The following is a 20,387-nucleotide window of genomic DNA, read 5'->3' as shown; positions in this document are numbered from 1 at the left end:
TCGTCCCCAGGGACCCCCCGCACCCGCCGAGGTGACCGCCGACCACCGGCCCGCGCCCGCCGGCCCGCGCCCGCGCGTCACCCCCGTGCTCATAGGGCTCATCGGCGCGGTCTTCCTCCTCCAGTACATCCCGGCGCTCGGTCTGCTCGAGCGGTTCGGCTTCATGCCGGCGCTCGCCGCCGAGCAGCCGTGGCGGATGCTCACCCACGCCTTCATCCACTCCCAGCCCTCGCCGCTGCACGTCGGCTTCAACCTGCTCGCGCTGTTCTTCTTCGGCAGCTTCCTCGAACGGGCGATCGGGCACGTGCGCTTCGCCGTGCTCTACGTCCTCGGCGCGCTCGGCGGGGCCGTGTGCGTGCTCGTGCTCGCCGACCCGACGAACCCGGCATCGTGGTTCGCCCTGCACGTGGGCGCCTCCGGTGCGGTCTTCGCCCTCGTCGGCGCCCTGCTCACCCCCACGCGGGAGCTCGACCGGAACCTCGGCGGAGTGCTCGTGCTCGTCGCGCTCAACGCCGCGATCCCGCTCGTCGAGCTGAACATCTCGTGGGAATCGCACCTCGGTGGGCTCATCACCGGCTTCCTGCTCGGCTGCGCCGCCCTGCTCCCGCCGCCGCGCCGCCGCCCGCTCGTGTTCGGGGTCGCGGCGCTCCTCATGGTCGCGGTGCTCGCCGGGCTCACCGTGCTCAAGCTCCTCGCCGTGGCGTCGCTGCCGCCGGCGCTGTCGACATTCTGAGGGTCACCGGCGGGCCGCCGGGTCGGGCTGTCGGTGCGCCGCCGAGTCGGGCGATCGGCGCGCTGCCCCGGGCACCCGGGGTCTCGCCGCCGGCGGGAGGCGTCAGGTGTGCTCGCTCGCCATCGGGTCGGCCGGGCCGAGGAGGCGGGCGGCGAGGCGGAGGAACAGCTGGGTGACGGGCCCGATCCCGAAGGCGTAGAGCACCGAGCCGACGAAGAACACGCCGCCGAGCAGCCAGCCGACGGCGATGACGACGACCTCGATGCAGGAGCGGACCACCGTGACCGAAGCACCGGTGCGCTGCACGAGACCGGTCATGAGACCGTCGCGGGGGCCGGGACCGAAGTTCGGGATGATGTAGAGCACCGTGGCCAGCCCGTTGAGCACGATGCCGGCGCACATGAGCAGGATCTGCGCCCACAGCACCTGCGGGCGGTCGACGACGAGCAGCGTGAGGTCGATGAACACGCCGACGAGCAGGGCGTTGGAGATCGTGCCGAGGCCGGGGCGCTGGCGCAGCGGGATCCAGGTGAGGAGCACGAGGATCGACACGATGATGCCGACGACGCCGATGGTCAGCGGCACGTGGAGCGAGATGCCCTGGTGGAGGACGTCCCAGGGCATGTTGCCCAGGCCGGCGGCGATCATCAGGCCGCCGGAGAAGCCGTAGAGTGCGAGGCCCCCGAACAGTGCGAGCAGTCGGACCGGCAGCGGATGTTGAGCGAGCAGCCGGAAGCCGGAGCTCATCGCCAGCGGGTCGACATGATGAGTCCGGAGACGAGGATCGCGAAGCCGGCGACGAGGTTCCAGTTGCCCCAGGCCTCGACGGGCCAGCTGCCGCCGGTGATGTAGAACACGACGAGCCAGGCGAGCCCGAGCAGCAGGATGCCGACCATGACCGGCGCGAACCAGCGCGGGTTCGGCTTGATCGACTGGGTCGTCCCGCTCGAGGTGTAGGTCGAGGTCTTGCGGGTCGTCGAGCGCTTGGCCGGGTTGCCCGAGCGCGAGGTGCGCTTGGGGGAGTCCTCGCCGGTCTTCTTCCCGGACTTCGCACCGGTCTTCGCCGAGCTCTCGGCACCCGTCTTCGAGGTCTTCGCCGCCGCGGCCGCGGACTTCTTCGTGCCGGCAGAGTCTTCTGCTGAGGTCTTGGCCGAGGTCTTCTTCCGGGCAGGCTTCCTGCCGGTCGTCGCCTCCCCGGTCTTCGCGCCGGTGCTCGTCTTGGCACCGGTCGTCTTCCCGGACTTCCCCGTGGTCTTCGCACCGGCGGCGGTCGACCCGGTGGTCGGGTCGCCGTCGCCGCCGGTGTCCGCGTCGACCTCGGCGTCCGCGTCGAGTTCCTCGGCGCGGTCCTCGTCCTCCGTCACCACGACGTCCTCGGTCACGACGACATCGTCGGCCGCAGCGGTCTCGCCGGGATCAGCGGTCACCTCGGACGAGGCCACCTCGGTCTCCGTGACCTCGGTCCCGGTGCTCTCCGGCTCGGTCGCCGCGGGTCGCTTCGCAGAGGTCGCCGCGGAGTTCCGCGAGGTCCGGTGAGCTTTGCTGGCACGGCTCGGCTTGGCCACGTTACTCCTCATTGGGCGGCGGCGGGTCCGCGCACGCGCGTGCGACTTGGGGACCCCCGGCACCGGTCGGTACATTGGTTCTAGGGCAATCATGCAAAGTGTACTCGTCCGCGCCGTTCGCGCGCATATCCCGAAAGCTCACCGATGACCACGCTGGCCGCGCGCACCGCCGTCTTCGTCGTCCTCGTGCTGTGCGGACTCCTCATGACGACGTCCGCCCGGGTGGCCGACGGCACCCAGCTGCGCAACGAGACCTCCTCCCTGTCCGACATCGTCGAACAGCGCTCGCAGAGCAATGAGGAGCTCCAGCAGCTCATCAGCGACCGGCGGGCCTCGATCGAGGAGCTCGAGAAGAGTGCCGCGGGCGGCGACAGCGGGGTGGAGGAGGCGCAGAGCGCGGCCGAGGCGCTCGCCGTGGAGGCCTCCACCGCGGCGACCACCGGCCCGGGGCTCGCCGTCACGCTCGACGACGCACCCCCGGAGTCCGCGGGCATCGACGGCGCCACCGCGAACGACCTCATCATCCACCAGCAGGACCTCGAGGGGGTCATCAACGCGCTGTGGGCCGGCGGGGCGGAGGGGATCTCCGTGCAGGGCCAGCGCATCGTCTCCACCTCCTCGGTCAAGTGCGTGGGCAACACCCTGCGGATCAACGCCCGGGTGTTCTCCCCGCCCTACACCGTCGAAGCGGTCGGGGACCAGGAGGCGCTGAGCGCAGCGCTCGAGGCGTCTCCCGCGGTGACCGTCTACCGGTCCTACGCCGAGCGTCTAGGATTGGGCTGGAAAGTCGAGACGGGGCCGATCACGCTGACGGAGTACGCGGACTCCCTCGAGGTGGACCAGGCGAAGGTGAAGCAGTAGTGGACGAACCCCTGACCCGGCGGGAGCGCAAGGCGCGCGAAGCCGCAGCCCGGGCGCAGGCCGAGGCCGGAGAGGCCCCGGCGCAGCCCGCGGCCCCCCGCGAGCCCCCGGCCGACGATCCGCCCCGCCCAGCGCACCTCGACCGGGCGCGGCGTCAGCCACCCCGGCGGGCAGTCCGGATATTCTCCGTCCGGCCCGGTCGGAGGAGCCTCGTCGTGGGGGGCGCCGCCGTCCGGCACGCCGCGCCCCACCATCGCGCAGCCGCACGTTCCGCAGTCCGGGCACCCGCAGTCCGGTGGCCACCATTCCGGCGCCCCAGCGCCCGGCGCCCCGGCGCCCGATGTCCGCTACTCCGACCCGCGCTCCGCCGTCGCCGCCGCCTTCGCCGAACCCATCGCGACCCGCCGGGACCCGCACCCGGCGGACGACGGCACCGGGCACCTCGACGAGGGCCCCGGTGAGCGCAGCCGCTCCGCACGGGGCTCCGGCGAGCGCGAGCCGCTCGGTGTGGTGCGCGGGACAGTGCGCACCTTCGGCGAGCTGTGCATCACCGCCGGCCTCGTCCTCATCCTCTTCGTCGTGTGGCAGCTGTGGTGGACGGACATCGCAGCGAACGAGGACAACGCCAACCTCGCCGACGAGCTCACGAGCGAATGGGCGGACAATCCGCGCAACGAGCTGCCGCCGGACCCGGAGACCCCCTTCGTCGCCGAGCCCGTCGACATGAACTCGGCGTTCGGGATCGTCTACATCCCGCGCTTCGGCGAGGACTACTACCGCACCATGGCCGAGGGCGTGGCGATGGAGCCGGTGCTCAACCGGATGGGTCTGGGCCGCTACCCGAACGCCGCGATGCCCGGCGAGGTGGGGAACTTCGCGCTCGCCGGCCACCGCGTGACCTACGGCAAGCCGCTCAACCTCATCGCCGAGATGCGCCCCGGCGACGAGATCATCGTGCAGACCGCCGACGGCTTCTACACCTACACCTTCCGCAACTTCGACATCGTGCTGCCCGACGCCACAGAGGTGCTCGCCCCGGTGCCGGACATGCCGGAGTTCAAGGGCAAGGACCGGATCATGACCCTCACCGCGTGCAACCCGATGTTCTCCGCCCGCGAGCGCTACATCGCCTACGCCGAGCTCACCGACTGGCAGCCCGCGGCCGAGGGTGTGCCGGAGAGCCTCGCGGACTCCCCGGCCTTCGAGAAGGCGACGGGGGGCGAGGTCTGATGTACGGACTCATCTGGCGCGCGCTGCCCGGCCCGTGGGCCGTCAAGCTGCTGCTGAGCCTGCTCCTCATCGCCGCGGTCGTCTACCTGCTCATGGAGTACGTGTTCCCCGTCGTCGCGCCCTACATGCCGTTCAACGAGGCGACCGTGACCGAGGACGGGGGCGGGGCGTGAGCGCGCGGATCCTCGTCGTCGACAACTACGACAGCTTCGTCTACACCCTGGTGGGCTACCTCCGGGAGCTCGGCGCGGACACCACGGTGATCCGCAACGACGACGTCACCGACGCCGAGGTGCCCGCCCTGCTCGCAGAGTACGACGGGGTGCTGCTGTCCCCGGGCCCCGGCGTGCCGGCGGAGTCCGGGATCTGCCCCGCCGTGGTGCGCGCCTGCGCCCAGGCTCAGCTGCCGCTGTTCGGCGTGTGCCTGGGCCACCAGACCCTCGCCGAGGTGTTCGGGGCCACCGTCGACCACTCGCCGACCCTCATGCACGGCAAGACCTCGCAGCTCACCCACACCGGGACGGGGATCTTCGCCGGCTGCCGGACGCCGCTCACCGCGACCCGCTACCACTCGCTCGCGATCGTCGACGCGACCCTGCCGACGGAGGTGTTCGAGGTGACCGCGCAGACCGCCGACGGCGTCGTCATGGGCATCGCCCACCGCAGCGCGCCGCTGTCCGGGGTGCAGTTCCATCCCGAGTCCGTGCTCACCGAGGACGGCTACCCGATGCTCGGGAACTTCCTCGCGCAGTGCGGCATGCCCGAGGCGGCGCTCACCGCCCGCGGCCGCTCCCCGATCGCCTCGGCCGGCCTCCACGACTGAGGCGAGCCGCCTCGGCGACGGGGTGCGGCACGATTGACGGCCCCGACCGTTCATCGGCCTGAGCGGACTGTGGGGCTCTTCGCCGAGAGTGGTGGCGTCGATACCACCATTCCTCGCCGGAACCCCCACAGTTGCGCGGCGTGCGCTCAGGACCGATCCGGTGAGCCCGGGGTCGCCGCCGCCCGTTCGCGGGCCCAGTCAGCGTGGATCGCGGCGCGGGCGGCGGCGAGGTCGACGTCCGCGAGGTCGCCGACGAGCGTGAGCCGCCCCGATCCCCCGGACATCTCCGGCGGCACGATTGCCATCACCGTGAGCCCGGCGTCCATCGCCGCGGTGATGCCGTCCGAGCCGGATTCCACCGCCACCCCGAACCGCGCGGGGATGCCGAGCTGGTGGACGGCGAGCAGGTGCGCGTACGGGTGCGGGCGGCGCCGGCGGACCTGTTCGGCGGTGAGCAGCACGTGCGGCCGCGGCAGCGCCAGGTGCTCGCTGAGCGCCTCCACCCAGCTGCGCGGCATCGAGGTGAGATAGGCGAGCCGGGCTTCTGTGGCGGCCGCGCGGGCGAGGAACGCCCGCGCCCCGGGGCAGGTGAGCTCGGCGTCGCGTGCGGTGGCGGACAGCCGGTGGAAGATCCGCATCCGCAGCAGTGCGCTCGTCAGGTTCGGCCCGGGCCCGTCCGCGATGACCCGGGCGAGCTCCTCGCTGATGTCGACGAGGTCCCCGGCGGCGAGGGCCAGCGCGAGGGGGTCCGGCAGGGCCCCGGCGGCGATCGTGGAGCATCCGCAGTCGGTGAGGACCTCGCGGCCCACCCGCTGCCAGACGGTCTCCGCGTCGAACACGACGGAGTCGAGGTGCACCGTGAGCATCCACGGCGGCGCCGGATCCGAATCGGGTCCGAGCACGCCGAGCGGCCCGGTCATCGTCTCGGCGAACCCGGGCGGAGGAGATCCTGCGGGCGTGGGGGCGGCCGGGGGCTCAACGGGGTGTGGGGATCGAGGGGGAGTGAGCGTCACGGTCGGCGGGCCCTATCCCCGCCCACGGTGACCCGGACGGTCCCGGGCCTCGTCGGGGCGGCCGGGCTGCTCCGAGGAGCTGTCGGTGCCGGTGTTGCCCTGGATGCCTCCCTGGTTGTCGCCCTCGTCGTCCGGGGGCGCCGGGATCGTCGGCCAGGGCGCCTCGGGCGCGGACGGCTCGGTGGGCTCGGGCGTCGGGCTGGGCGAGGGCGCCTCCTTGGCCACGGTGATGGTGATCGCCGAACCCTGGCTCACCTCGCCGCCGCCCTCGGTGCTCTGCTCGAACACCTCGCCGGCCGGGTGGTCGGCGGTCTCCGACTCCTCGACGGTGCAGTCGAGCTGGTAGTCCTCGCCCTCGAGGGTCTCGCACGCCTCGTCCTCGGTCATGCCGAGAACGTCGGGGACGTCGACCATGCCGGTGGAGATCACGAGGTCGACGGTGGAGTCCTTGGCGACCGTGGAGCCGGCGCCGGGCCGGGTCTCGATGACGGTGCCAGCGGCGACGTCGGGGGAGTTCTCGTCGATGTTGCTGCCGGCGGTCAGGCCGGTGTCGCCGATCCGCTGGCGTGCCAGTGATTCGGTGTCGCCGGCGACATCGGGCACCTCGACGGAGTCCGGGCCGGTCGACACGTAGAGCACGATGAGGTCGCCCTCGCTGACCTGGGAGCCGGCGGGCGGGTCGGTGCTCACGACGTTGCCCTCGGCGATCTCGTCGTCAGCGGTCTCCTCCCGGTCGACCCGCAGGCCCTCCTGGAGGAGGTACTGCTCGGCGTCGTCCGCGGGCCGGTCGCTGAGGTCGACGAGCTCGAAGGTGACGACCTCGGGCTCCTTGGACATGGTGTAGACGAACAGGCCGAGGCCGGCGAGGACGAGCACGAGCAGCGCGCTGCCCACCCACAGCCAGGTGCGGCTGCGCTGCTCCGGCTCCTCGTCCCGGTCCTCCTCCAGCACGGTGGTCACCGCATTGGTGGTCGGGGGCTGGTCGATCGCCTGTGTGGGCTCGCCGAGCTGGGAGTACGCCATCGTCGCCTCGGTCGGCGGGTTCGCGTACCCCGGTGCGGCGCCGGCGCCGAGCGCGGCACCGGCCGCTCCGCCGGCGAGCGCCCCGGGCACGGCGCCGAACGCCTGCGTGGCGGCGTCGTCGCCGTCGATGCTCAGCGGCCGCCCGTCGCGGGCGGCGAGCACGTCCTCGCGGAAGGTGTGCGCGTCCTGGTAGCGGTCGTTCCGGTCCTTCTGGAGGGCGTGGAGGAGCAGCCGGTCGACGGCCGGGGGCAGCTCGGGCTCGTGGTGCGAGGGCGCCTTGGGGTCCTCGCCGACGTGCTGGTAGGCGACCGCGAGCTGGGAGTCGCCGACGAACGGCGGCCGGCCGACGAGCAGCTCGTAGAGGAGACAGGCGGTCGAGTAGAGGTCGGAGCGGGCGTCGACGATCTCGCCGCGCGCCTGCTCGGGCGACAGGTACTGCGCGGTGCCGACGACCGACTGGGTCTGGGTCAGGCTGCCGGTGTCCTCGAGGGCACGGGCGATCCCGAAGTCCATGACCTTGATGTCGCCCTCGGGGGTGAGCATGACGTTGCCGGGCTTGATGTCGCGGTGGACGATCCCGTTGCGGTGGCTGTAGTCGAGCGGGGCGAGCACACCGGCGGTGACGTCGAGCGCCTCGCGCACCGTGAGCCGGCCGTGCTCGGTGAGCACCTGGCGCAGGGTCAGGCCCTCGACGTACTCCATGACGATGAAGGGGACGTGGACGACATCCCCGCCGGACTCGACGAACTCCTGCTCGCCGGAGTCGTAGACGGCGACGATCCCGGGGTGGTTGAGGCTCGCTGCGGACTGCGCCTCGCGCTTGAGGCGGGCGTGGAACGAGGGGTCGCGGGCGAGGTCGGAGCGCAGCAGTTTGATCGCCACGCGCCGGCCCAGGCGGGTGTCGATGCCCGCGTGGACCTCGGCCATCCCGCCGCGGCCCAGCAGCTCCCGGACCTCGTAGCGCCCGGACAGCATCCGCACCTCGCTCATCGGGTGCCTCCAGCGGGGCCGGGCAGGCCGGCCGGGGAGGTGCCGGCTCCGGCGGTCACGGTGTCGACGAGCGCACCGGCCGGGAACGAGGCGCCCTGCCCCTGATTGCCCTGGCCCTGGTTGCCCTGGCCGCCGCCGAGGCCGGGGTCGTCCTCGCCCTGGCCGCCGCCCTCGTTGCCGCCGCCTTCGTTGCCGCCGCCGTTGTTCCCGCCGCCGTTGCCGTTGTTCCCGTCCTCGGATCCGCCGCCGTCACCGGGGTCGGTGTCCTCCTCCGGTGCGGGCGCCTCCTGGGTGGGGCGCTCCGCCTCCTGGGTGGGGCGCTCCGGGGCCTGGGTGGGCTGCTCGGGGGGCGTCCTGGGTGGGCTGCTCCTCCGGCTCCGGCGCCTCGGCCGGGCCGCCGGAGATCTCGAGGGTGACGGTGTCGCCGGCGGAGAACTCGTAGCCGTCGTTGCCGCGGCGCACTCCGTCGACGGTGCCCTCGGAGCGCGAGGACTCGACGGTGACCGTCTCGACATTCAGCCCGAGGTCCTCGAGATTGCGGGTCGCGGTGCTCTCGCTCTGCCCGATGTAGTCGTCGGGGTCGATGGTGATCGTGTCCTCGGTGGGCTCCGCGGAGGCGGTCGAGGACTCGCCGGGTCCCGGCTCCTCGTCGCCGCCGCCGAGGAACAGCCACAGGATCCAGCCGAGACCGAGCAGCGCGAGGACGACGAGGATCGTGATGACGATCGCGGGGGTCTTCGACTTCTTGGGCTCCTCGTCCTCCGGGGCGAGCTCGTCGGTGCGCTGCTGGGCGCTCGCCGCGATCAACGGATCGTGGTAGCTGTGCGCTCCCGTCTGCGCGGGGTCGCCGGACCAGTCGCCCTGCGGGCTCCCCGCGGCGTGGGCGGCCCCGGCGCCGAGGCCGGCGCCGGCGGCGGCAGCCCCGGCGGCGGGCATGACGCGGGTGGCGGAGTCGCCCTGGTTGAAGACGCGGGTCACCGCCTCGCTCGCGGCAGTCCCGCTCACCATCTGCGGGACGGCGGCCTCGGCGGCGGCGACATCCCCGGCGAGCAGTGCGCGGGCGGCGGTCGCTACCGCCTGGCCGCTGTCGGGACGGTCGTCGGGGTTCTTGGCGAGCATCGCGTCGACGAGCCGGCGCACCGGCTCCGACACGGTGTCCGGCAGCGGCGGGTGGTGGCGGTTGACCTGTGCGATCGCGATCTCGACCTGCGACTCCCCGGTGAACGGGCGGACGCCGGCGAGCGCCTCGTACATGATGATGCCGAGAGAGTAGATGTCGGACTTCGGGATCGAGCCCTTGCCCGTGGCCTGCTCCGGGGCGAGGTACTGGGCGGTGCCCATGACCTGCCCGGTCTTGGTCAGCGGCGCTTGGTCGGCGACCCGCGCGATCCCGAAATCGGTGATCTTGACCCGGAAGTCCGGGGTGATGAGGATGTTGCCGGGCTTGACGTCGCGGTGCACCACGCCGGAGCGGTGGGCGGCGTGGAGCGCCTGCGCGGCCTGCGCGCCGACGTCGAGCACGTCGCGCTCGGGCATCCCGCCGTTGCGGTCGAGGATCGCGGACAGCGCCTCGCCGGGCACGTACTCCATGACGAGGTACGGCGAGCCGTTCTCCTCGCCGTAGTCGAACACGCCGGCGATCCCGGGGTCGGAGACCGCTCCCATGCTGCGCGCCTCGGCTCGGAACCGGTCGAGGAACGTCTGGTCGGAGAGGTACTCCTCCTTCATGATCTTCGCGGCGATCTCGCGCGCCAGCACGGTGTCGCGCCCGCGCCACACCTCGCCCATCCCGCCGATCGCGATCCGGCTGGTGAGCTCGTACCGGCCGCCGAGCATGGTTCCTGCGCCTGGTCTCATTCGTTGATCACCGCTTCCATCACAGCTTTCGCAATCGGTCCGGCCACGCGTCCGCCGGAGGCCTGGCTCCCGGCGTTGCCGCCGCTCTCCACCACGACGGCGACGGCGACCTGCGGGTCGTCGGCCGGGGCGAAGGAGGTGAACCACGCGTGGGGCGCGGCACCCTGCGCGTGCTGCGCGGTGCCGGTCTTGGCGGCCACGTCGACCCCGGGGATCTGCGCCGCGGTGCCGGTGCCGTCGTCGACCACGCTGACCATCATGTCGGTGAGCGCGCTCGCGGTGTCCCCGCTGATCGGCCGGGAGAACTCGCGCGGGCTCGGCTCGCTGATGAGGTCGAGCGTGCGCGCATTGCGCACCTGGTCGATGAGCTGGGGGTGCATGAGGGATCCTCCGTTGGCGATCGCCGAGGACACCATCGCCATCTGGAGCGGCGTGGCGCGGACCTCGAACTGGCCGAGCGATGACTGGGCGAGCTGCGGGGGATTCGTGTCCGAGGGGAAGCTCGAGGCGCTGACCTGCAGGGGGATGTCGAAACTCTCCCCGAACCCGAACTTCTGCGCCTGCTCGCTCATCGCGTCCGACCCCAGGGTCATCCCGAGGTCGGCGAACGAGGTGTTGCACGAGTTCTTCAGGGAGTCGGCCAGGGAGACGGTGCCACCGGAGCCGCACGCGCCGCCGCCGGAGTTCGAGATCGTCGCCGTGGTCTGGGGCAGGTCGAGCGTGGCCGGCCCGGACAGCTGGGAGTCCGGGGTGTACTCGCCGGATTCGAGCGCGGCGGCGGCGGTGACGAGCTTGAAGGTCGAGCCCGGCGGGTAGAGGTTGCCGCCGATCGCGCGGTTGTAGGCGGGGTTGTCGTCGTCGGCGATGAGGCGCTCGTAGGCGTTGAGGGCCTCATCGCGGTCGTGCGAGGCGATCGGGTTGGGGTTCCAGCCCGGCGAGGACACCATCGCGAGCACGTCGCCGGTCTTCGGGTCGAGCGCGACGACGGAGCCCTTCTGCCCGCCGAGCGCGTTCCAGGCCGCCATCTGCGCCTCGGGGTCGAGCGTGATCTCGATCGCCGCTCCGGCGGGCTGGCTGCCGGTGAAGATCGAGGAGATCTTGTCGTAGAACAGGGCGTCGTCGGTGCCGGCGAGCAGGCCGTTCTCCGTCTTCTCCAGGCCCGAGGCGCCGGACACGATGGAGAAGAAGCCGGTGACGGGGGCGTAGACCTCCGCCGGCATGCCGTCTGCGCCGTAGGTGCGCTGGTACTCGTAGGTGTCGTCGACGGGCACGGAGTAGGCGACCGGGGTGCCGTCGACGAGGATCGGCCCGCGCTCGCGCGACAGCTCCTCGACGAGGGTGCGGGTGTTGAGCTCGTGATCGCGCAGCGCCTGCGCCTGGAAGTACTGGACGAAGCTCGTCGAGCCGAACAGCAGCGCGAACATCACGAAGCCGACGACGGCGACGTGCTTGAGCGGGTTGTTCATCGCGGGTCACCCCCGTGCTCGGGCTCTCCGTGCTCGGGCGTGGGCTCGGCCCCGTGCTCGGGGGCGGTGCGGTGGGCCGTGGTGGCGACGTCCGCCTCGGGGCCGGGTGCCGCCGCGGGGTGGACGGTGGTGGCGACCTCGGCCTCGGGGTCCCGGGGGTGCCCGTCGGCCGCCTCGGCGCCGGCCGGGTCCGCGGCGTCGCGGTTCCGGAGCCCGCCGAGCAGTCCGCGGGACGGGCTGCGCTGCCCGGCGCGCTCCTCGGGGTCGGTGAGGACGGTGAGGACTCCGGTCTGGAACTCCTCGGCGGGGCGGCGGGCGTAGTCGGAGATCCGCAGCAGCAGCCCGATGATGATCCAGCTGCCGATGAGCGAGGAGCCGCCGGCGGCGAGGAACGGCGTGGTGAGGCCGGTGAGCGGGATGAGCCGGGTGACGCCGCCGATGACGATGAAGCACTGGAGGCAGATGGTGAACGTCAGGCCCACGGTGAGGAGCTTGCCGAAGCCGTCGCGCACGCTCGAGGCGATCTTCATGCCGCGCTGGAACAGGATGAGGTAGAGCATGAGGATCGCGAACAGGCCCACCATCCCCAGCTCCTCGCCGAGCGAGGCGTAGATGAAGTCGGACTCCGCGTACGGCACGACGCTCGGCCGGCCCTCCCCGAGGCCGGTGCCGGTGAGCCCTCCGGAGGCCATGCCGAACAGGCCCTGGACCAGCTGGTAGGAGCCGCCGGGGGTCTTCTCGAACTCCTCGCGGGTGAGCGCGCCGAGCCAGCCGTCGATGCGCTGCTGGACGTGGGTGAAGATCTGCGCGGCGACGAAGGCGCCGAGCGCGAACATGCCGAGACCCAGGAAGATCCACGTCTTCTTGCCGGTGGCGACGTAGAGCATCGCGACGAACAGTCCGAAGAACAGGAGCGAGGTGCCGAGATCGCGCTGGAGGACGAGGATGCCGACGCTCGCCACCCAGGCGATGATGATCGGTCCGAGGTCGCGCAGGCGCGGGAATCGGATGCCGAGGATCTTGGGCCCGGCGAGGACGAGCTGGTCGCGGAAGCTCACGAGGTAGCCGGCGAAGAACACGGCGAGGAGGATTTTGGCGATCTCGCCGGGCTGGAACGAGAACGGGCCGACGTTGATCCAGATCCGGGCGCCGTTGATCGTCGTGCCGAGGCCGGGGACGAGCGGCAGGAGCAGGAACGCGAGCGCTGCGAAGCCGCAGGTGTAGGTGAAGCGGCGGAGCAGCCGGTGGTCGCGGAGGAACACGATGACGAGGCCGGCGAGGATCGAGCCGAGCGTCATCCAGACGAGCTGGGAGGTCGCGGTCGAGGACTCCGTGGCGAGGTCGATCCGGTAGATCATCGCCAGCCCGATCCCGTTGAGGAGGATCGCGAGCGGGACGAGCACCGGGTCGGCGTACTTGGCGCGCCACCAGGTGAGGACGTGGAGGCCGAGGCCGAGTGCGGCGAGCCAGCCGGTGTACCAGTAGACGTTCGCCGGCACCGTGTCCTCGGCGCCGAGGCCCACGAGGGCGTAGGCGCCGGCGGAGATCACGACGGCGAGCGCGGTGAGCATGAGCTCCGCGAACCGGTAGGGGCGCGGGGCCTGGGAGCGCGCGGCGGCGTCCGGGGCGCGCTGCTCGGCCACGGCGGGGGCGTAGGTCATCACGGGCCTCCCGCGGCGTTCGGCTCCTCGGCCGGGGCGGGTGCGGGCGAGGCGGGGTCCGGTGATGCGGGATCCGGGGAGACCGGGGCGTCAGTGACGCCGCCCTGCATCTCGGTTGCGGCATTCGCCGCGGCCTCGTCGCGGAGGGTCTCGACGACCTGGTCGGCGGCGGCGCGGTCCCCGGCGGGGATCGTCGCCTCGAGGCGTGACTGCGAGAACGCGGAGAGCTCGTCGACCGGGATGTCGGTGGTCTCGTCGAGGGAGCTGAGCTCGAGCGGGCCCAGCGTCTGCGCGACGCCGCGGTAGATCGCGACCGTGCCGGATTCCGCACCGACGTAGTACTGTCCGCGCACCCAGTTCCAGCCCACGACGCCGGCGATCGCGACGGAGGCGAGCACGAGGATGGTGATGAGGAGGGGCAGCAGTCGCCGGCGCGGACGCTCCTCGGCACCCCAGCCGTCGAGGTCGTCGTCCGGGTGGTGGCCGTCGGTGCGGTCACGCTCGCCCGGCTGGGCGCGGTTCTCGGGATGGCCGCGGTGCGCGGCTCCGGGGCCTGCTGTCGCGGCGGCGGTGGCAGCGGTGCCGGTGGCAGCGGTGCCGACGGAAGCGGGTGCGGCGGAGTCGGTCGGGATCTCCTGGGTGTCGCCGGTGCGCGCACCCCGGGAGTCCGGGGCGCCTCGGCCGCGGCTGCCCTGCTCGTCCCGGGAGCCGTCCTCGTCCGGGGCGGCGCGCTCGGCGCCGACGACGTCGAGCTGCTGGGTGTCGGCGGATTCGTCGACCGTGTCGAGCGGGCCGGTGGGGATGAGCTCGGTGGGCGTGTCGGTGCGGCCGAGCAGGGCGTACTGCGGGTTGGTGCGCACGGAGCCCACGGACTCGCCCGCACCGCGCGCCGCCGCTCCCGCTCCCGCGGCGTCCTCGGGCGCGACGACATCGCCGATGACCACGGTGACGTTGTCGGCGCCGCCGCCGGCGAGGGCGAGGTCGACGAGCCGGTCGCAGCAGGCGCCCGGATCCGCGATGCCGGCGAGCGCCTCCTGGATGTCCTCGATCGAGGCGAAGCCGGTGAGCCCGTCGGAGCACAGCATCCAGCGGTCGCCGAGCCGGGTGTCGCGGAAGGACAGGTCGAGCTCCGGTGCCGAGCCGACGTCGCCGAGCACGCGCATGACGACGGAGCGCTGGGGGTGGGACTCGGCCTCCTCGGGCGTGATCCGACCCTCGTCGACGAGCATCTGGACGAAGGTGTGGTCGTGGGTCACGAGGGAGAGCTCGCCGTCGCGCAGCAGGTAGGCGCGGGAGTCGCCGATGTGGGCGAGCGCGAGCCGGTCGCCGGTGCGCAGGAGCGCGGTGACGGTGGTGCCCATGCCGGCGAGCTCGGGCTGCTCGGCGACGCAGGTGGTGATCCGCTCGTTCGCGTCGAGGATCGCCTGGCGGAGCACATCGAGGGCGTCGCTGCCGTGGCCGGGGGCGTCGAGGTCGGACAGGCGGGCGACGGTGATCGCGGAGGCGACATCGCCCCCGGCATGACCGCCCATGCCGTCGGCGACGAGGAGGAAATCGGGTCCGGCGTACCCGGAGTCCTGGTTGTTCTTGCGGACCAGGCCGGTGTTGGAGCGAGCTGCGTGCCGCAGCGTGAAATCCAGGCTGCTCACGGACGAAGCTCCAGGGTGGTGTGGCCGATGGTGACAGGGGTGCCGATGCGCATCTGCACCGGGGAGTGCAGACGCTGGCCGTTGATGAAGGTGCCGTTGGTCGAGCCGAGGTCCTCGACGTACCAGTGGCCGGAATCCGGGACGATCCGCGCGTGGTGGCCCGAGGCGAAGTCGTCCTCGAGGACGACGGTGTTGCCGCCCGCGCGGCCCAGGGTGATCGGCCCGGCGCCGAGCGGGATCACCATCCCGGCGAGGGCGCCGGAGGTCAGGTGGAGCGCGCGCGGGACCGGCGGTGCCTGCTGCTGCGGCGGTGCGGCCCGGGGCGGGGGTGCGTGCTGCGGCGCGGCGCGGCCGGGCGGGGGACCGCCTGCGGGGACCGCCCCGCGCGCTCCCCGGGAGCGGCCGCGGCGGCCGGCGCGGTTGCTGCGGCGGGGCCCGAACAGGTCCTGGCGCAGCACTCCGGCGACGAGGAAGACGAAGATCCACAGCAGTGCGAAGAACGCGAAGCGCAGGACCATGACGGTGAACTCGCTCATCGGCCTCCCGTCTCCGTCTCGCGGAACACCACGTCGGTGTCCCCGGCAGTGAGGGTGATGCCGTCGCTCAGGGGCAGCGAGGTGATCCGGCGGCCGTCGACCAGGGTGCCGTTCGTCGAGCCGAGGTCCGTGGCGGTCGCCTGGTCGCCGGAGACGGCGATCTCGAAGTGGCGGCGGGACACGCCGGGGTCGTCGAGGACGATGTCGGCGCTCGAGGAGGAGCGGCCGAACACCGTGGTGCCCTGGGGCAGGTGGGTGAGGCGGCCGCGGATCTCGACGGCTGGCTGGCGCGGGTCCTCGGAGCGGCGGGCCGGCTGGGGAGGAGTGGGGGCGGGTGCCTCGGCGGCGCGGGAGCTGCCCGCTGTGGGCGTGGACGTAGGCCTCGGGCACGATCGGGTTGGCGCGCGAGGGCGGGTCGTAACCGCCGCGGTTCTGGGGCTGCGCGGCCGGGGAGCCGTCGGGGCGCTTGGTCGAGGCGCGCACCCGGTACATGCCGGTGTCGAGGTCGTCGGCGGCTTCGAAGGTGACGATGACGGGGCCGATGAAGCTGTATCCCTGCTCCATCGCGTGGTCGCCGACGACCTGCCGGAGGTCGGCGCGGAGCTCGGACTCGATCGGTTCGAGGCGCTCGTGGTCGGACTGCGAGAGCTCGATGATGAAGCTGTTGGCGGTGAGCGTGCGGCCGCGGGACACCACGGCGGCGTGGGTGTCGGCCTCCTTGCGCAGCGCGCCGGCGAGCTCGACGGGCTCGACCTGAGCGCGGAACGCCTTGGCGAAGGCACCGTTGACGACGCGCTCGATGCCCTTCTCGAAACGGTCGAGTACGCCCATGGCTTGCCTCCTTCGGTCCGCTGCACCGGTCGCCGAGGCGGCGCCGTCTGCCAACACTGTCAACACTCCATGCTAACGGCAGACTCCCGCGTTGACATGTTCGCACGTGAGCGGGCGGGGATTCCGACAGGGATTGCCGGGCAGCTCGGGGGGAGCGCCGGGCGAATTCCCGGGTGCTTTCTGGGTGGGTGCCGGGGTACGAGTGGGGTGCCCCGCTGCCGGACTGCGCAGTATCCGACGATCGACGCGCAATTGCGCGTCTGGTTTTGGATACCGCGCAGTCGGGCGGCGCGCGGCCCGGGCGGACCGGGTGCGGAGGTCGTGCGCGCTCGGTTCCGGATACCGCGCAGTCGGGCGGCCCGGAGTCCGGTTCCGACGGCCCGGAATCCGGTTTTGGCGCGGAACGGCGGTGATGTTAGAGTTTCCTACTGTCGCTCGCGCGAGTGGCGGAATTGGTAGACGCGCTGGCTTCAGGTGCCAGTGATCGAAAGGTCGTGGGGGTTCAAGTCCCCCCTCGCGCACACTTCTCGAAGGCCTCGGACCCCACGGTCCGGGGCCTTCGTCATGACCTCATGGCTTCCCGCTGTCCCAGCGCGGAACCCGCGCAGCCCGTGCGGCATGCCCGGTCGACGGTGGGCGGGCTGGCATGATGGGGACATGGCAGTCTTCACGCACACGGCCGAGGCGCCCTACTCCCTCGACACCGTCTTCTCCTGGCACATGCGCCCGGGCGCGCTCACCCGGCTCAGCCCGGAATGGGCGCAGGAGGTCGTCGAGGAGTCGCATCCCCCGCTCGCCCCGGGCACCCGCGCCCGGATGAAGACCTCCGTCCCGGGCACCCGCGGGGTGGTCCGCGTGCCCTTCGTGTGCGAGCACGCGGCGGGCCCGGAGCCCTTCTCCTTCGTCGACCGGATGACGACCGGCCCGCTGCACTCCTGGACGCACACCCACCGGTTCACCGCAGCCGCGGATCCCGCCGCCTGCCGCATCGACGACCGGATCGACTACCACCTCGCCGCGCCCAGCGGCCGCCTGTCCGAGGGCTTCGACACACTCGCCATGGACGCGGTGCTGACGAACACCTTCGAGGCCCGCACCCGCCGGCTGCTCGGCGACCTCGATTTCCAGGCCGACCTCACCCGCCGCACCGGGGGCGCCCCGCGGCGGATTCTCATCGCCGGCGCCTCGGGCCTGCTCGGCCGGCAGGTCGCCGCCCTCCTGTCCACCGCCGGGCACGAGGTGCGCCGCCTCGTCCGCACCACCCCGTGGCGCGAGGACGAGGTGCGGTGGAACCCCGGCCTCGGCCTGCTCGACGCCCGGGCGCTCGCCTGGGCCGATGTCGTCATCTGTCTGAGCGGGGCGAGCATCGGCACCCGCTTCACCGAGCGTGCGCGCGAGCGCATCCTGTCCTCCCGCCTCGACAGCACGCGCCTCCTCGTCCTCACCATGGAGCAGCTCGACCCCGCCGACCGCCCGGACACCTTCGTGTGCGCCTCGGCCGTGGGGTACTACGGGGCGGAGCGCGGCGACGAGCGGCTCAGCGAGTCCGCCGGCTCCGGAGACGGCTTCCTCTCCGAGGTGTGCCGTCGGTGGGAGACCGAGGCGGCCCGGGCCGAGGAGCTCGGCGTGCGCCGGGTGTCGATCCGCACCGGGGTCGTCCTCACCTCGCTCGGCGGGCCGCTGCGCCTTCAGCTGCCCCTCTACCTCACTGGTCTCGGCGGCCGGCTGGGAACCGGCGACCAGTGGCTGTCGTGGGTGTCGCTGGACGACGTCGCCCAGATCTACGCCCGCGCCGCGCTCGACGACTCGCTGTCCGGGCCCGTCAACGCCGTGGCACCCGAGCCGGTCCGGCAGCGGGAGTTCGCGCAGACGCTCGGCGACCTGCTGTCGATGCCCTCGGCGCTGCCGGTGCCGCTGCTCGCGCCCATGCTGCTGCTCGGCCCGCAGGCGGCCCGCGAGCTCGCGCTCGCCGACCAGCGGGTCGTGCCCGTGGCGCTCACCGGGGCGGACTACACGTTCCGGCATCCGACGCTGCGCTCGGCGCTCGCCTCGACCCTGGGGTGCCCGCCCGCCGGCTGAGCGCGCTGAGGGTGGATCCGGTGGGGTGCACGGTGTCGATTCCGCGGTGCTCGGCCCCAGGTCAGGGTCACTACCGCAGGCTCATGTGCACCGCCTGTGTTAGGCCTGGGCAGAGCCTGCTTGCTAAGGTTCGTTGACGGTGCCGAAACCGGACCGACCATCCGGACGTAAAGCTACTGCCGCGCCACGTGACTATGAATCCTGAATCCGCACTCGTCCATGCCTTTTCACCGTCCTCAGATGTCACACTCTCCGCAGCACAGACGACGCTGACCGCCTCCGGCTTCGACCAGGCCGTCGAGAACGCGTTCGCTCCGATCGCCGATGTGCTGTCCGCCATCGTCTTCTTCGGAGTGCCGGTCGCCGGCACCGAGCTCCCCCTCATCGTCGTGTGGCTCATGGCGGCCGCGGTGTTCCTCACCGTCTACCTGCGCTTCCAGCCGATCACCGGGCTCGCGCACTCCGTCAAAGTGATCCGGGGAAAGCTCACTCGCAAGACCGATCCGGGTGAGGTCTCCTCGTTCCAGGCGCTCGCCACAGAGCTCTCCGGCACCGTGGGGCTGGGCAACATCGCCGGTGTCGCGGTCGCGATCACCGTCGGCGGACCGGGCGCGGCCCTGTGGATCATCATCTTCGGCTTCTTCGCGATGACCGTGAAGATGGCCGAGGCGACGCTCGGCGTGAAGTATCGGACGATCATGCCCGACGGCACCACCTCGGGCGGGCCGATGTACTACCTGCGCGACGGCTTCAAGGACATCGGCCGTCCCAAGATGGGCAAGTTCCTCGCCTACCTCTACGCGATCGCCACCGTGGTGGGCGTGTTCGGCGCAGGCAACCTGTTCCAGGCCAACCAGTCCGCGGCCATCCTCGTGAACTCCACCGGCGGCGAGGCCAGCTTCTTCGCCGACAAGCTCTGGCTCATCGGCCTCCTCATGGCCGTGCTCGCCGGCATCGTGATCCTCGGCGGCATCACCTCGATCGCCCGCTGGACCTCCGCGATCACCCCGCTCATGGCGATCCTGTACTTCGTGTCGGTGGTCATCATCCTCCTGCTGAACTTCACCGCGATCCCCAACGCCTTCGTCCTCATGTTCCAGGGCGCGTTCACCGGTGAGGGGATCGCCGGCGGCATCATCGGCGTGGCGATCGTCGGCATCCAGCGTGCGCTGTTCTCGAACGCCGCCGGTGTCGGCTCGGCCGGTATGGCGCACTCGGCCGTGAAGACCTCGCGTCCGGCGACCGAGGGCTTCACCGCGATGTGGGAGCCGCTCATTGACTCCGTCATCATCTGTACCCTGACCGCGCTCGCGATCATCACCACCGGCCTCTACGACGCGGACGCCGGCGACGGCTCCACCGAGGCCGGCGTCAACCTCACCGCGCAGGCGTTCGGCACCGTGGCGGACTGGTTCCCGATCCTGCTCACCATCTGCGTGGTGCTGTTCGGCTTCTCGACGATCCTGTCCTACGCCTACTACGGTCAGAAGGCGATCGGCTTCCTCACCAAGGAGTCCTTCTTCGCGCAGAAGGGCTTCCAGGTCGTGTGGGTCATCGCGGTCGTCGTGGGCGCCTCGATCTCGCTCGACAGCGTCATCGCGTTCTCCGATGCGATGTTCTTCCTCATGAGCGTGCCGAACCTGCTCGGCATCTACTTCCTCGCGAAGGTGCTGCGCCTGGAGATCCTGCGGCACAAGCACCAGGCGGCCTCCGGCACCCTCGAGGAGATCCCCGAGGACCTGCAGGTCGGTCTGCGCGACCACCATCCCACCGAGGAGCAGGTCGCCTCGGAGGAGAAGCGCCGCGCCGGCGTGCGGGAGAAGCGCAAGCGGATCCGCGCCGGATTCCGCAAGGCGCAGAAGGACCGCGGCGTCGACATCAAGAACGACCGGGCGTGAGGCGACCGGTGACGAGTCGGTGAGCTGATCACCGCACCGGCACCGGTGGTTGCATACTGCTGGCTCAGCACCGCTCCCGAGGCGGGTCATGGTTTCCGACCATGGCCCGCCTCGGGCGTTGTGGAGGCGGGGAACCTGCTGGAGCCGTGGTGGGTGTCGGTGTCCGTGCCAC

At 72.0% G+C, this 20,387-nt stretch carries 17 protein-coding genes, 1 tRNA gene and 1 pseudogene; 8 read left to right on the top strand and 11 right to left on the bottom strand.

Features of this window, described 5'->3' with window-relative positions; translation table 11 throughout:
- The first annotated feature begins 31 nt into the window (after positions 1–31).
- Positions 32–733 (top strand): rhomboid family intramembrane serine protease, encoded by a 702-nt coding sequence (locus tag FDF13_RS03510; RefSeq protein ID WP_254668890.1) that lies wholly within the window; start codon positions 32–34, stop codon positions 731–733.
- Between the two features lie 102 nt (positions 734–835).
- On the opposite strand, the gene FDF13_RS03505 is transcribed toward FDF13_RS03510, so the two are convergent.
- Positions 836–1,480, bottom strand: a complete 645-nt coding sequence (locus tag FDF13_RS03505; RefSeq protein WP_137318469.1) for a YitT family protein — start codon at positions 1,478–1,480, stop codon at positions 836–838.
- Positions 1,477–2,298, bottom strand: a complete 822-nt coding sequence (locus FDF13_RS03500) for a cell division protein CrgA (protein WP_254668889.1) — start codon at positions 2,296–2,298, stop codon at positions 1,477–1,479. Before FDF13_RS03500 ends, FDF13_RS03505 begins: the two co-directional genes overlap by 4 nt.
- A 144-nt stretch (positions 2,299–2,442) precedes the next feature.
- Between FDF13_RS03500 and FDF13_RS03495 the strand changes: the two genes are divergently transcribed.
- The 4 genes from FDF13_RS03495 (at position 2,443) to FDF13_RS03485 (ending at position 5,212) form a co-directional block, all read left to right on the top strand.
- The gene (locus FDF13_RS03495) at positions 2,443–3,159 is read left to right on the top strand and encodes a DUF881 domain-containing protein (RefSeq protein ID WP_137318467.1); all 717 of its coding nucleotides are present in this window, start codon (positions 2,443–2,445) and stop codon (positions 3,157–3,159) included.
- 522 nt (positions 3,160–3,681) lie between these two features.
- Positions 3,682–4,389, top strand: a complete 708-nt coding sequence (locus tag FDF13_RS15125; RefSeq protein WP_254668888.1) for a class E sortase — start codon at positions 3,682–3,684, stop codon at positions 4,387–4,389.
- Positions 4,389–4,562: a hypothetical protein gene (locus FDF13_RS14655; RefSeq protein WP_175406846.1), complete on the top strand. Its 174-nt coding sequence runs from the start codon at positions 4,389–4,391 to the stop codon at positions 4,560–4,562. The genes FDF13_RS15125 and FDF13_RS14655 overlap by 1 nt, the downstream gene beginning before the upstream one ends.
- Positions 4,559–5,212: an aminodeoxychorismate/anthranilate synthase component II gene (locus tag FDF13_RS03485; protein WP_137318465.1), complete on the top strand. Its 654-nt coding sequence runs from the start codon at positions 4,559–4,561 to the stop codon at positions 5,210–5,212. Before FDF13_RS14655 ends, FDF13_RS03485 begins: the two co-directional genes overlap by 4 nt.
- A 146-nt stretch (positions 5,213–5,358) precedes the next feature.
- Here the strand turns inward: FDF13_RS03485 and FDF13_RS03480 are convergent, their stop codons facing one another.
- The 9 genes and pseudogenes from FDF13_RS03480 to FDF13_RS15115 form a co-directional block, all read right to left on the bottom strand.
- On the bottom strand, positions 5,359–6,132 hold the full coding sequence (locus FDF13_RS03480) for a hypothetical protein (protein ID WP_137318464.1): 774 nt from the start codon (positions 6,130–6,132) through the stop codon (positions 5,359–5,361).
- A gap of 105 nt (positions 6,133–6,237) precedes the next feature.
- Complete coding sequence (pknB, locus tag FDF13_RS03475; protein WP_137318463.1) at positions 6,238–8,238, bottom strand: Stk1 family PASTA domain-containing Ser/Thr kinase; 2,001 nt, start codon at positions 8,236–8,238, stop codon at positions 6,238–6,240.
- 249 nt (positions 8,239–8,487) lie between these two features.
- Entirely contained in the window at positions 8,488–10,074 is a 1,587-nt protein-coding gene (locus FDF13_RS03465) for a serine/threonine protein kinase (RefSeq protein ID WP_368074051.1), read from the bottom strand.
- Positions 10,075–10,091: 17 nt separating this feature from the next.
- The gene (locus FDF13_RS03460) at positions 10,092–11,561 is read right to left on the bottom strand and encodes a penicillin-binding protein 2 (RefSeq protein WP_137318461.1); all 1,470 of its coding nucleotides are present in this window, start codon (positions 11,559–11,561) and stop codon (positions 10,092–10,094) included.
- Positions 11,558–13,222, bottom strand: coding sequence for an FtsW/RodA/SpoVE family cell cycle protein (locus tag FDF13_RS03455; protein WP_137318460.1), 1,665 nt, complete (start codon positions 13,220–13,222; stop codon positions 11,558–11,560). The genes FDF13_RS03460 and FDF13_RS03455 overlap by 4 nt, the downstream gene beginning before the upstream one ends.
- On the bottom strand, positions 13,222–14,871 hold the full coding sequence (locus tag FDF13_RS14950) for a PP2C family serine/threonine-protein phosphatase (protein WP_254668887.1): 1,650 nt from the start codon (positions 14,869–14,871) through the stop codon (positions 13,222–13,224). The genes FDF13_RS03455 and FDF13_RS14950 overlap by 1 nt, the downstream gene beginning before the upstream one ends.
- Entirely contained in the window at positions 14,868–15,407 is a 540-nt protein-coding gene (locus tag FDF13_RS03445) for an FHA domain-containing protein (RefSeq protein WP_137318459.1), read from the bottom strand. The genes FDF13_RS14950 and FDF13_RS03445 overlap by 4 nt, the downstream gene beginning before the upstream one ends.
- A complete protein-coding gene (locus tag FDF13_RS15120; RefSeq protein WP_254668954.1) occupies positions 15,404–15,640 on the bottom strand; it encodes an FHA domain-containing protein in 237 nt (78 codons plus the stop codon). The genes FDF13_RS03445 and FDF13_RS15120 overlap by 4 nt, the downstream gene beginning before the upstream one ends.
- A 304-nt stretch (positions 15,641–15,944) precedes the next feature.
- Positions 15,945–16,238: pseudogene (locus tag FDF13_RS15115) on the bottom strand (DUF3662 domain-containing protein); the annotation flags it as partial.
- A gap of 437 nt (positions 16,239–16,675) precedes the next feature.
- Here FDF13_RS15115 and FDF13_RS03435 point away from each other — a divergent pair.
- From FDF13_RS03435 to FDF13_RS03425, 3 genes are all read left to right on the top strand, one after another.
- Positions 16,676–16,759, top strand: a tRNA-Leu gene (locus FDF13_RS03435).
- 136 nt (positions 16,760–16,895) lie between these two features.
- Complete coding sequence (locus FDF13_RS03430) at positions 16,896–18,317, top strand: TIGR01777 family oxidoreductase (protein WP_175406845.1); 1,422 nt, start codon at positions 16,896–16,898, stop codon at positions 18,315–18,317.
- Positions 18,318–18,511: 194 nt separating this feature from the next.
- Positions 18,512–20,215, top strand: a complete 1,704-nt coding sequence (locus FDF13_RS03425; protein WP_137318457.1) for a sodium:alanine symporter family protein — start codon at positions 18,512–18,514, stop codon at positions 20,213–20,215.
- The last annotated feature ends 172 nt before the right edge of the window (positions 20,216–20,387 follow it).

The sequence above is a fragment of the Brevibacterium sp. CS2 genome (assembly GCF_005280295.1).
Lineage (GTDB): Bacteria > Actinomycetota > Actinomycetes > Actinomycetales > Brevibacteriaceae > Brevibacterium > Brevibacterium pityocampae.
This window is presented reverse-complemented; position numbering and strand designations above follow the sequence as displayed.

Excerpts from the sequence above, each read along its gene's own strand:
- FDF13_RS03445 (WP_137318459.1), bottom strand. The coding sequence starts at position 15,407 with ATGAGCGAGTTCACCGTCATGGTCCTGCGCTTCGCGTTCTTCGCACTG.
- FDF13_RS14655 (WP_175406846.1), top strand. The coding sequence starts at position 4,389 with ATGTACGGACTCATCTGGCGCGCGCTGCCCGGCCCGTGGGCCGTCAAG.
- FDF13_RS03465 (WP_368074051.1), bottom strand. The coding sequence starts at position 10,074 with ATGCTCGGCGGCCGGTACGAGCTCACCAGCCGGATCGCGATCGGCGGG.
- FDF13_RS03455 (WP_137318460.1), bottom strand. The coding sequence starts at position 13,222 with ATGACCTACGCCCCCGCCGTGGCCGAGCAGCGCGCCCCGGACGCCGCC.
- FDF13_RS03505 (WP_137318469.1), bottom strand. The coding sequence starts at position 1,480 with ATGAGCTCCGGCTTCCGGCTGCTCGCTCAACATCCGCTGCCGGTCCGA.
- FDF13_RS03460 (WP_137318461.1), bottom strand. The coding sequence starts at position 11,561 with ATGAACAACCCGCTCAAGCACGTCGCCGTCGTCGGCTTCGTGATGTTC.
- FDF13_RS03480 (WP_137318464.1), bottom strand. The coding sequence starts at position 6,132 with ATGACCGGGCCGCTCGGCGTGCTCGGACCCGATTCGGATCCGGCGCCG.
- pknB (WP_137318463.1), bottom strand. The coding sequence starts at position 8,238 with ATGAGCGAGGTGCGGATGCTGTCCGGGCGCTACGAGGTCCGGGAGCTG.
- FDF13_RS03425 (WP_137318457.1), top strand. The coding sequence starts at position 18,512 with ATGAATCCTGAATCCGCACTCGTCCATGCCTTTTCACCGTCCTCAGAT.
- FDF13_RS03430 (WP_175406845.1), top strand. The coding sequence starts at position 16,896 with ATGGCAGTCTTCACGCACACGGCCGAGGCGCCCTACTCCCTCGACACC.
- FDF13_RS03495 (WP_137318467.1), top strand. The coding sequence starts at position 2,443 with ATGACCACGCTGGCCGCGCGCACCGCCGTCTTCGTCGTCCTCGTGCTG.